The sequence below is a fragment of the Moorena sp. SIO3H5 genome (assembly GCF_010692395.1).
Lineage (GTDB): Bacteria > Cyanobacteriota > Cyanobacteriia > Cyanobacteriales > Coleofasciculaceae > Moorena.
The window spans coordinates 1-9,860 of the sequence record NZ_JAAHHS010000292.1 but is presented as its reverse complement, the minus strand read 5'-3'; the positions used below and the strand labels follow the sequence as shown (position 1 = coordinate 9,860).

Here is a 9,860-nt window from a genome sequence, read left to right as displayed (position 1 = left end):
AACCCCCATTCTAGGGCAGTTTGCTCACAAGCCAAGAGCAAATTTTCCCCGACTCCTTGCCGCCGACAAGACTTTCTGACAGCCAGATTGGAGACGTAAAGATGTTGGCAGTTGGGCTTTGGCCAGCAATAGCGAGAACGGAGTGTTAGCTCTACAGTACCAGCTAGCAGCTCACTGGTACCAGCAGAACCGGAAACCGTAGTGACGGCGACTAAACACAGGTAATGGGGTAAACTAGATCGCACTCTGTGGCGCAAATCTTCGTAAATACCCAGTCTTAATACAGGGTGAACCCAGCTGATGATCCCTTTTTGAGGGTGAAAGCTATCTGCAAGAATATCTGCTAAGGTGCTGATATCTTCAAATTGAGCATCACGTATAGTGACTTGAGATATACCACCAGCCAAGGTATCTTGACCAGTAGGGACAGATTTATGAAGGGTTAAGAAAGAAAAGCAGGAATCCACAACTAAAAAATTATTTGGGAATGGTAAACTACAACTAAAGTATGTAGACTGTAGGCCGAAGTGGTCATAATTACCCCGAGGTTGACCGTAGTTTGAAACCACCAGAGGGTATATGGCTAAGCACTTTGAAGCCGGGATTGACAATTGAGCTCGAAAGTATTTACCCCCCCATTTCAGGTAAGGTAAATAGTAAGGTAAATAAGAGACATTAAACGTTATACTTCATAATTAATACCTTTTTGACCAGTTTGAGCAAAATCGGCTCACGAGATTAGCAAAGGGTGATTCCCTCCGACTATCAACTAGAAAGTCCTCGAAGTTAGGTAGTTCACATCATTCTATCTCTATTGAAATATGAGGAATCATAAGACTGACTGGATCCCAATCATTAAGAAATTTGTTGCGATAGTAGGCAAAAATGGTGTGGTTCAACGTCGTGAAGAATTGCTGACCTATGAATGTGATGGTCTTGCCAGCTATCGTCAACGACCAGCGGTAGTAGTGCTACCACGCACTACCGAACAAGTCTCAGAGGTGCTTAAGATATGCGATCGCTATTCTATCCCTTGGGTGGCACGGGGGGCTGGCACCGGATTATCCGGTGGTGCTCTACCTCTAGAAGATGGTGTGTTGATTGTCACTGCCCTAATGAAGGGGATCCTGGACATTGACCTGGAAAATCAGCGAATCGTAGTACAACCAGGCTTAATCAACAACTGGGTGACGCAAGCGGTAAGTGGTGCGGGTTTCTATTATGCCCCTGATCCCTCCAGTCAAATTATTTGTTCCATTGGTGGCAATGTAGCTGAGAACTCTGGTGGTGTCCATTGCCTAAAATATGGTGTGACCACTAATCACGTCATGGGATTAAAATTGGTTATTCCTGACGGTTCAATTGTGGATGTAGGGGGATCAGTTCAAGAAATGCCTGGTTACGACCTAACCGGCTTATTTGTTGGTTCCGAAGGCACCTTGGGGATCGCAACAGAAATTACCCTGCGCATCCTCAAGAGACCAGAATCAATTTGTGTCCTCCTAGCGGACTTTACTAGCATTGAAACTGCTGGTACTGCAGTGACTGACATTATTGGTGCTGGGATCATTCCTGCGGGTATGGAAATGATGGATAATATCAGCATCAATGCGGTAGAGGACGTAGTGGCAACAGGTTGTTATCCAAGGGATGCTGGAGCAATATTGCTGGTAGAACTGGATGGCTTAAAGGTAGAAGTTGACACTAATAAACAGCGGGTTGCCCAACTGTGTAAACAGAATGGGGCAAGAAATATCACCACGGCTAGTGACGAAGAAACCCGCCTGAAATTATGGAAAGGTCGCAAAGCGGCTTTTGCTGCGGCAGGGAAGATCAGCCCCAATTATTTCGTCCAAGATGGGGTGATTCCTCGCACTGAGTTAGCAGGGGTTTTGAGGGAGATTGAGGCATTAAGCGAGAAATCTGGGTACACAATAGCCAACGTATTTCATGCGGGTGATGGGAATCTACACCCCCTAATCTTGTACGATGAAAAGGTGCCTGGGGCATTAGAAGAGGTAGAACATGTTGGTGGCGAAATCCTCAAACTCTGTGTGAAAGCAGGGGGTAGTATATCTGGGGAACATGGCATTGGTGCGGATAAGAACTGTTTTATGCCAGATATGTTCACGTATACGGACTTGGAAACGATGAAATGGGTTAATCAGGTATTCAATCCCAAGGGTTTAGCCAATCCAGGCAAGGTATTTCCGACACCCCGGACTTGTGGAGAGGCGGCAAATGCCGGAAAAACCAAGGAATTTGAGTCTATCGAGCGTTTTTAAACCAAGTTTCGTGAGGTACACATGAGCCAAGGTTATCCAGGAGTCAAGAGCGTTGAGTTAGGTTGAGATCAGGTCAAGTAATTTCCTTTGCCTATTACCTTTTGCCTATTACCTTTTGCCTATTACCTTTTGCCTTTTGCCGTTCCCAGTCAGTCGCTGCTTTTCTTGCCAAGCCACAAAGCCAATTCCCCACAAAAAACTCAAACTGACGACTAATCCTGAAGGATTACCAAGACTAAGTAACAGCAAGACCAAAAAAAAACTACCAAGTTGAGCCGTTTGCTGGAGTAAGGAATTCAACCCAGCTTTGGCTTCCTGCTCCAAAGAAATTTTGTTACGGCTTAACTTCATTCTAAAACCAATAATAAAATTACATTACCCGATTGAAAACTGCTACAATAATAAGATTGACTAAATTAAAAATTAGTGAAATCTGCCCATAAACGACCAATTATGCGACCAGCAATCAGGATCCAGAGCAAAAAATTAGCGGCACCGATGATTAAGCTGGCATAAAATTGGACACCAATGGCACTCTCCATACAAACACTAAAATCTAAGAAGGTGTTGGTGAGAATTAACTGCCCAATTAAACTAGGAATGTAGAGGATTAAAAGCAGAGCGATCGCATCCTGAAGGCTCAAGTATACACTTCTCCACATATCCCCTAGTAAAGCTTTACCAAGCTTATCCACAGAAGTCCATATATGTTGCATTAGATTTCTTGGAAGCACAAATTTGATCTGGCCGGTTTTGACACTAAGCCAGTATTCATTTCCACCGAACCGAGATCCGGATACTGATGTATGGTGGTTTCGTGAAGGTTGATCAAGAGCTAGGTACTTCAACCCCTTGAAAACTGCTAAAGATGCGTGCCTCCTAGGCCGCGAGGGATTGCTCGCGGCCTAGGGTCGCACCTTAGGGTATGATGCCCTGTTGCGGTTCGGTGTAGGCTGGATTAATCTAGAAACATCATTTCCCGGTAGTCTAGATGTCTACTAAATCCAAAATTCATCCGAGAACTACCCAAGTCAGTCACTGGTCAATTGAGCAGTTGCCCGGATTAAGTATTCAAGATCAATCAAAACTAAAAGAATTGGGCATTACCACCACTAGGGAACTGCTCGAAAAGGCAAGCACTGGCCAAGCGAAACAAGCGCTAGCTAACCAATTAAAGGTTAAGACTCAGTACGTCAATAAATGGGTCGCCCTAGCAGATTTAGCTCGTATCCCTAGCATTGGCTGCCAATATTGTGGACTAGTGTTACATGCAGGAATATGCTCTTTAACCCAACTAGCTCAGACTCCCCCTCACCGCTTGCACCAAAATATTTTACGCCTACAGGTAGCAACCATGAAGCGCCGAGACCTTTGTCCTGGTGTTGATCAGGTGGCACGATGGACTAAACAAGCACGAGATTTAGCTATAGGAAAGGGAACAGGGAATAGGTAAGGGAATAGGTAAAAAGGAACAAGGGAACAGGGAACGAAAATGATCACAATTGATTTAGGTACTATATCATCATTGGTGATGTGTTGATTGTTAATTGTTAATTGGCATTTTGAATTTGCGATTTTCCTCGGATTCCTGCTCTATTCCTTCACCAACACTCCATTGAGGAAAATATCAGCAATGCCTTCTGCCATTTCTTGAATCTCTTTGGGGGAGGCATCTGAATCGAGGATGGTATTGTGGCTGAAACCAGCAACGGCAAACATGCCCAAGAACACCTGAGCCAAAATTTTGGGGTTCATAGGGCGATAAATGCCTCGCTCAATGGCGGTTTCAAAAAAGGCTTCACCCACATCTGTCATTTTAATAATCACTTCTGACTGAATGCGATCGCGCAATTCTGGGTGGAATTGGGCTTCCATAAAGCATACTCGCATCAGATCCGCATTCTCACCCATACGCATCATTCGCCGCCGCATCATCTGTGCTACTGCTTTATAGCTGCCCATTTCACTGAGTTCCGTGAGCAAATCGGTGAGAATGTCTACCCAACCCTGGGTGGCGACTTCAATCAGGATGGCCTTTTTGTTTTCAAAATGACGAAATAGGGTACCTTCAGCGACTCCAGCAGTACTGGCTAACTCCCTGGTGGTTGTCCCGTTATAACCTCGACTGGCAAACAAACGTCGTGCTGCTGTCAGGATACGTTGCCTGGTCTCTGTCTCTGACTGAGTTGGCTGATTAATTATTCCCATGGGTGTCAAAATGAAACTTGTAGCGCTATTGTCCAACACTTCACCCCATAATTGCCAAATTTGAGACGGAGTTGGCTTGAGCTTTTAGTAGTAGGTCATGGTGATCATGCCTTGATTGTGACACACTTGATGAAGAGACGCTAGCTTATTAGTTGTTAACCTCACGCCTCTTAAAGGCGGTCCCACTACATCCCCCCCTTAAAAGCGGTGGGTGTTGTAGGAGGTTTCTGTAAGTTTGTTACTGCCACCCTTGTATGACTAAACAGAATGGATTGGTCGTGTTTCTCCACCATGTTGCGGATCACTTAAGACCACTTCGGTGCTTATTCAAGACAGGATCTATCAAGTCCCTATCGATTTTATCTTATCTGGGGGCAGCAATCCTAATCTGGGGAACATTCTCGACTATTGCATTAGCCCGTACTGAAACCCCAGCATCACCCTCAACCTCAATCCAACCCTATCTAGACCGGGTGATCGAACGGGTAACTGAGTTTACCCTGGATAATGGCATGAAGTTCATTGTCCTAGAAAACCACGAAGCACCAGTAGTTTCTCTTCTTACCTATGCCGATGTAGGCGGTGTGGATGAACCGGATGGCAAAACCGGTGTGGCTCACTTCTTAGAACATTTAGCATTTAAAGGTACCACCCGGATTGGTACTACCAACTATGAGGCAGAAAAAATTCTGCTGGACAAGTTGGACGAGTTGAAGAAAAAAATTAAAGAGTATCAAGCCACTGGCAATGAGGCAGAGGTGGCTAAGTTAAAAGAAGAGTTTGGCCAAGTCGAAGCTGAGGCAGCTAAGTATGTCCAGCAGAACGAATTAGGTCAGATTATTGAGCAATCAGGAGGCGTGGGCTTGAATGCGGCAACGTCTACGGATTATACGGTGTACTTCTACAGCTTGCCATCAAACAAATTAGAGCTGTGGATGTCCTTAGAGTCGGAACGCTTCCTTGAGCCGGTATTTCGCGAATTTTATAAGGAACAAGAGGTAATCCTCGAAGAGCGTCGTCTGCGCACTGATAACTCTCCGATCGGTCAAATGATTGAGGCGTTCTTGGATACTGCCTATACCAAGCACCCTTATCGGCGTCCGGTCATTGGCTACAACAAAGACATTCGCAACCTCACTCGCCAAGATGTCCAGGAGTTTTTTGACACTTACTATAGTCCGAATAACTTAACTGTAGCTATTGCGGGAGACGTGGACCCAAAGCAGGTGAAACGGCTAGCTAAAGTCTACTTTGGACGCTACAACCATCAAGGAGAAATCCCTCAAGTCACTACGGTAGAACCACCACAGTCCGAAACCAAGGAAGTTACCTTGAAATTACCCTCCCAGCCCTGGTACTTGGAAGGATACCATCGACCAGGGATTACCCATCCTGACCATGTGGTTTATGAAATTATGGGCAATTTGCTCAGTGATGGTCGCACCTCTCGCCTATATAAGTCTCTGGTAGAAGGGAAACAAGTAGCCCTCTCGGCGGCAGGGTTTAGTGGCTTTCCTGGTGATAAATATCCTAATTTAATGTTGTTCTATGCCCTCACTTCACCAGGACACACGGTGGAAGAGGTGGCAAGTGCATTGGCAGAAGACATTGAAAAGCTCAAAACTGAACCAGTTTCACCCCAAGAATTGGAACGGGTAAAAACTCAGGCAAGGGCTAGCTTATTGCGATCGCTTGATTCCAATATGGGTATGGCCAGAAATTTGGCAACCTATGAGGTCAAAACAGGTGATTGGCGTAACTTGTTCAAGGAAATAGAAGATATAGAGGCAGTGAGTGCAGCAGACATTCAGCGGGTGGCTCAGGCAACCTTTCGACCAGAAAACCGTACGATTGGACGGATTTTACCAAGTCAGTAACTCAACGGTTCTCCGTTGAAGGTAGATCTCCGTTGAAGGTTGAATGTTGAAAGTTGAAAGTTGAAAGTTGAATGTTGAACCTTCTAACCTTCAACTTGGTAACCTTCAACTTGGTAACCTTCAACTTGGTAACCTTCAACTACTGATCCAATTACCCATGACTAATGACCAATGACCAATCTAAAATCGAAAAGCCAAAATCCCAAATACCTGAAATGGATCGGGCTACTGGTAGTGACAATACTAGTGGTAGTGCTCGTGTCTCGTCTACCAGCAATAGCTGATACCCCACGCCATTACGATGAATTAGACTTTGACCCGTTACCACCAATTCAGCTACCGGACTACACTCGCTATGAGTTAGATAATGGAATGGTGGTCTATTTGATGGAAGACCATCAACTGCCTTTGGTTAGTGGTACCGCAATGATTCGCACGGGCGATCGCCTTGAGCCTGCTGACAAAATTGGCTTAGCGACTATGGCTGGGGAGGTGATGCGTACTGGGGGTACCACTGAACACTCAGGCAATCAGTTAAATGTGCTCTTAGAAGAAAAGGCAGCTTCGGTCGAAACTAGTATTGATACTAGTTCTGGCAGTGCGAGTTTTAGTGCTTTGAGCGAAGATTTGGACTTGGTCTTTGATTTGTTTGCTGAAGTTATTCAAAAGCCCGCCTTTGCTAAAGCTAAGCTGGCCCTAGCTAAACAGCAATTAGCGGGACAAATTGCCCGCCGCAATGATGATCCTGGTGATATTGCTTCTCGTGAATTTAGGAAACTGATCTACGGTGACACTAGCCCCTATGCCCGCACTATAGAGTATGAGCATCTAGACAATATCTCTCGTGATGATTTGATCTCTTTCTCACAGAAGTATGTATATCCAGAAAATATGATACTGGGTATTGTGGGGGATTTTGACTCCGAAAAAATGCGATCGCTAATTGAGGATAAATTTGGGAGTTGGAAATCTGCCTCTGCGCCAGCACAGCCAAAGGTGCCAGACGCATCCCAGGCTCAGTTAGGGGGTATATTTTTTGTGGATCAACCTCAACTGACCCAAAGTAATATTCAAATGGGACATATTGGGGGCAAACTCGATAGCCCTGACTACGCCACCCTTTCTGTGTTAAATGAGGTGATGAATGGATTTGGGGGCAGACTATTTAACGAAGTGCGATCGCGTCAAGGTCTAGCTTACTCTGTCTACGGGGTTTGGAGTGTTCGCTATGACTATCCGGGTTTGTTTCTTGCTGGGGGACAAACTCGCTCTGAAACCACGGTACCCTTTATTAAATCTGTTCTAGATGAAATCCAGAAACTGCGCACTAGTCCGATTAGCTCAGAAGAATTGGCTAAGGCAAAAGAAAGCGTTCTCAACTCCTTTGTGTTCAACTTCCAGAAGCCAGAACAAACCCTATCTCGGCTGATGCGCTATGAATACTACGGCTACCCAGAGGATTTCATCTTCCGTTATCAAAAGGGAGTCACAGCTACTACGATTGAGGATGTACAGCGGGTGGCGGAAAAGTATCTCAAACCTGATCAGATTGTTACCGTAGTTGTGGGCAATGCTTCCCAAATCAAACCAGCCCTGACTAGCATTTCCCAGGACGTCACCGTTTTAGATATTACTATTCCAGAACCACAAAACAGCTAGTACATCAATGGCAAATTGTTAATAGTTAATGGTTGATTGAGAAAAAATCGATTTACCATTTGTCTTTTAACATTTGCCCTTTGCTATTGTCCATGCGCATTCTATTCCTACATCCCAATTTCCCTGCCCAGTTTCGCCACATAGCAACTGCTTTAGCTAAAGATAACCGCAACCAGGTTGTCTTTGGAACCAGGCGCAAGGAAGGGCAACTCCCTGGAGTTGTCAAAGCTCTTTACAATCCCTCTAGGGAAGCACGTCCAGAAACTCACCACTATGTTAGACCTTTAGAAAATGCCGTACTTCAGGGTCAAGGGGTATATCGCTTAGCCAATCAGCTCAAGGCTAAGGGATTTGTTCCTGATGTGGTCTATGGTCATTCGGGTTGGGGGCCAACGTTATTTATCAAAGACGCTTTCCCCCAAGCCAGATTATTGTGCTACTTCGAGTGGTTTTATCATGCCCATGGCACAGATGCTGATTTTGATCCATCCGAACCCCTAAACGCTGACGATGAAGCCCGGATTCGGATGAAAAATGCCCCGATTTTGTTAGACCTAGCCAGTTGCGATCGCGGATTGTCTCCCACCTACTGGCAGCGTCAGCAATTTCCAGCGGACTTCCACAACAGAATTACCGTGCGTCATGATGGGGTGGACACCGAGTTCTTTAAACCCAATCCAGGGGCAAAGTTAGTACTAAAACGGATCAACTTAGACCTGTCTGAGGTGGAAGAACTGGTTACCTATGTGGCACGGGGAATGGAACCTTATCGAGGTTTTCCCCAATTGATCGAAGCAATCGGTATTCTTCAGCAGCGACGTCCTAAGTGTCATGCTGTGATTGTCGGGGAAAATCGGGTGGCTTATGGTAAAAACCTACCCGATGACAAAACTTACAAAGACTTGATGTTAGAAAAAGTTCCCCTTGACCTAGACAGAGTCCACTTTACTGGTTTACTTCCTTACTCAGAATACCTACAAGTCCTTCAAGCTTCCTCTGTTCATGTTTATCTCACCCGTCCTTTTGTTCTGTCTTGGTCGATGCTGGAATCCCTTTCTACAGGTTGTTTGGTAGTAGCATCTGATACTCCCCCAGTGACAGAGGTGATTGAAGATGGGATTAATGGTTTGTTAGTAAACTTTTTCTCTCCAGAGGAAATCGCCGATCGGGTTGAGGAAGCTCTCGACCATCCAGAACAGATGGCTGCTATTCGCGCTAAGGCCAGGGAAACTATTCAACAGGGTTATGATTTAGATCAGTTATTATCCCAGCATTTGCAGTGGATACGAGAAAGTCAGTTTAAGGTTGAAGGTTAAAGGTTAGAAGGTTGAAGGTTGAAGGTTGAAGGTTGAAGGTTAAAGGTTAGAAGGTTTAAACTCAACAATCAACAATCAACTTAATCTTTGGAGGAAGATATATCTTTGTTAAAGCGTCTGGGATGGTCAAGGGTAATGCAACGCCAGCGGAGCAATAGCTTGATCGCAGGTAAGCAAACAGGGGTAACAGCGTTTAAGGGAGTAACTGTACTAAACGTGATTCGCTCACCAGACCAAGAATTGGGTCGTGCCAGTAAGGTTGAACCAGTTTTTGCTAAAAGTCCTTAAAAGTGCGGTAGCCCATTTGATCAAAGGCAATCAGAATCGTCAATTGTTTTCCCTCTTTCCTCTTTCCTGCTCCCTGCTCCCGTCTTGATGCAGTCGCTCATGGGGGAAACCACGGCAGTCGCTCATGGTTAGAAGTTACCGTAAGACAGTTGAGCCTTGTCTTGATGCAGTCGCTCATGGGGGAAACCCCCAAGACCGCGCAAATCACGCTAATCAATAAGTTTTAC

The 9,860-nt window shown here is 45.3% G+C and carries 10 protein-coding genes; 6 read left to right on the top strand and 4 right to left on the bottom strand.

Annotated elements, in window-relative coordinates; translation table 11 throughout:
- On the bottom strand, positions 1–467 hold a 467-nt coding region (locus F6K52_RS25625), incomplete at its 3' end, for a GNAT family N-acetyltransferase (protein ID WP_293084780.1).
- 354 nt (positions 468–821) lie between these two features.
- Between F6K52_RS25625 and glcD the strand changes: the two genes are divergently transcribed.
- Positions 822–2,285 carry a glycolate oxidase subunit GlcD gene (glcD, locus tag F6K52_RS25620; protein WP_293084777.1) on the top strand — a complete coding sequence of 488 codons (1,464 nt, stop codon included), beginning with the start codon at positions 822–824 and terminating at the stop codon, positions 2,283–2,285.
- 108 nt (positions 2,286–2,393) lie between these two features.
- Here glcD and F6K52_RS25615 read toward each other — a convergent pair whose 3' ends face one another.
- Entirely contained in the window at positions 2,394–2,636 is a 243-nt protein-coding gene (locus F6K52_RS25615) for a hypothetical protein (RefSeq protein ID WP_293084774.1), read from the bottom strand.
- A 65-nt stretch (positions 2,637–2,701) separates the two neighbouring features.
- Positions 2,702–3,001, bottom strand: coding sequence for a hypothetical protein (locus F6K52_RS25610; RefSeq protein ID WP_293084771.1), 300 nt, complete (start codon positions 2,999–3,001; stop codon positions 2,702–2,704).
- A gap of 275 nt (positions 3,002–3,276) precedes the next feature.
- Between F6K52_RS25610 and F6K52_RS25605 the strand changes: the two genes are divergently transcribed.
- Positions 3,277–3,738, top strand: coding sequence for a DUF4332 domain-containing protein (locus F6K52_RS25605; protein ID WP_293084768.1), 462 nt, complete (start codon positions 3,277–3,279; stop codon positions 3,736–3,738).
- 140 nt (positions 3,739–3,878) lie between these two features.
- Here F6K52_RS25605 and F6K52_RS25600 read toward each other — a convergent pair whose 3' ends face one another.
- On the bottom strand, positions 3,879–4,493 hold the full coding sequence (locus F6K52_RS25600) for a TetR/AcrR family transcriptional regulator (protein ID WP_293084765.1): 615 nt from the start codon (positions 4,491–4,493) through the stop codon (positions 3,879–3,881).
- 254 nt (positions 4,494–4,747) lie between these two features.
- Between F6K52_RS25600 and F6K52_RS25595 the strand changes: the two genes are divergently transcribed.
- The 4 genes from F6K52_RS25595 (at position 4,748) to F6K52_RS25580 (ending at position 9,633) form a co-directional block, all read left to right on the top strand.
- Positions 4,748–6,370: a pitrilysin family protein gene (locus F6K52_RS25595; RefSeq protein ID WP_293084763.1), complete on the top strand. Its 1,623-nt coding sequence runs from the start codon at positions 4,748–4,750 to the stop codon at positions 6,368–6,370.
- Positions 6,371–6,541: 171 nt separating this feature from the next.
- On the top strand, positions 6,542–8,029 hold the full coding sequence (locus tag F6K52_RS25590; RefSeq protein WP_293084760.1) for a pitrilysin family protein: 1,488 nt from the start codon (positions 6,542–6,544) through the stop codon (positions 8,027–8,029).
- Between the two features lie 92 nt (positions 8,030–8,121).
- On the top strand, positions 8,122–9,345 hold the full coding sequence (locus F6K52_RS25585; protein ID WP_293084757.1) for a glycosyltransferase family 4 protein: 1,224 nt from the start codon (positions 8,122–8,124) through the stop codon (positions 9,343–9,345).
- Between the two features lie 105 nt (positions 9,346–9,450).
- Positions 9,451–9,633, top strand: a complete 183-nt coding sequence (locus F6K52_RS25580; RefSeq protein WP_293084754.1) for a hypothetical protein — start codon at positions 9,451–9,453, stop codon at positions 9,631–9,633.
- The last annotated feature ends 227 nt before the right edge of the window (positions 9,634–9,860 follow it).

What these genes read in the sequence shown, in the direction of transcription:
- glcD (WP_293084777.1), top strand. Translation starts at nt 822, where the DNA reads ATGAGGAATCATAAGACTGACTGGATCCCAATCATTAAGAAATTTGTT.
- F6K52_RS25615 (WP_293084774.1), bottom strand. Translation starts at nt 2,636, where the DNA reads ATGAAGTTAAGCCGTAACAAAATTTCTTTGGAGCAGGAAGCCAAAGCT.
- F6K52_RS25610 (WP_293084771.1), bottom strand. Translation starts at nt 3,001, where the DNA reads ATGCAACATATATGGACTTCTGTGGATAAGCTTGGTAAAGCTTTACTA.
- F6K52_RS25605 (WP_293084768.1), top strand. Translation starts at nt 3,277, where the DNA reads ATGTCTACTAAATCCAAAATTCATCCGAGAACTACCCAAGTCAGTCAC.
- F6K52_RS25600 (WP_293084765.1), bottom strand. Translation starts at nt 4,493, where the DNA reads ATGGGAATAATTAATCAGCCAACTCAGTCAGAGACAGAGACCAGGCAA.
- F6K52_RS25595 (WP_293084763.1), top strand. Translation starts at nt 4,748, where the DNA reads ATGACTAAACAGAATGGATTGGTCGTGTTTCTCCACCATGTTGCGGAT.
- F6K52_RS25590 (WP_293084760.1), top strand. Translation starts at nt 6,542, where the DNA reads ATGACCAATCTAAAATCGAAAAGCCAAAATCCCAAATACCTGAAATGG.
- F6K52_RS25585 (WP_293084757.1), top strand. Translation starts at nt 8,122, where the DNA reads ATGCGCATTCTATTCCTACATCCCAATTTCCCTGCCCAGTTTCGCCAC.